The following is an 837-nucleotide window of genomic DNA, read 5'->3' as shown; positions in this document are numbered from 1 at the left end:
CGTTCCGCCCGTAGCACCTGGTGCCAAATCTCCGCCAGTTTTTGCTCTGCTTCCGTACGAGGAGCTACGTATTCTCCCCTGCCAACTACCTCTGGTGCCGGCAACGCCTTGCGGTCCAGCTTCCCATTTGGCGTCAGCGGTAGCGAGTCCAACGTCATAAAGTACGAAGGCACCATATAATCCGGAAGTGTCGCCTTCAAGTGTTCGCGCAGCTCACCCTGCTCTGCGTCCCCACTTGTGACAACGTACGCCACAATGGTCTTGTCCGCCGCCATATCGTCACGGACAATCACGGCCGACTCCCGTACAAGCGGATGACGAAGCAGCGCCGCCTCGATCTCCCCAAGCTCGATCCGGTAGCCCCGGACTTTTACTTGCTCATCGATCCGTCCCAAGTATTCCAAGTTCCCATCTTGCTGCCAGCGCACCAAGTCTCCCGTCCGGTAAAGGCGCTCGTTCCACTGCGGATGAACGATGAACTTCTCCGCCGTCAGCTCCGGACGATTCCAATACCCACGCGCCAACCCGGCGCCGCCGATGTATAATTCGCCTGATACACCCGGGGTCACCAGCTGCATCTCACCATCTAGCACGTACACCTGCGTATTAGCGATCGGTCGACCGATACTAGGCATTTTCCCGTCTGATTCACACTGCTTCATCGTCGTGCACACCGTTGCTTCCGTCGGTCCGTAACAATTGAAGAATCCTCGTCCCTCTCCCCACTGCTCCACCAGTTCCGCCGTACAGACGTCCCCGCCGACGATTACCGTCCGCAGATCCGGAAGTGTTTCGGCCTCCATCGTGCCCAGCAACGACGATGTCATCGACACAGTC

General features: G+C 58.2%; 1 protein-coding gene. It reads right to left on the bottom strand.

What is annotated here, in order from left to right; all coding sequences use genetic code 11:
• On the bottom strand, window positions 1-837 hold an 837-nt coding region (locus JCM10914_RS28140; protein WP_036720685.1), incomplete at both ends, for an AMP-binding protein.

It is taken from the genome of Paenibacillus sp. JCM 10914 (assembly GCF_001315105.1).
Lineage (GTDB): Bacteria > Bacillota > Bacilli > Paenibacillales > Paenibacillaceae > Paenibacillus_AQ.
The sequence above is the reverse complement of the archived record's forward strand: the minus strand, read 5'-3'. Positions and strand labels throughout refer to the sequence as shown.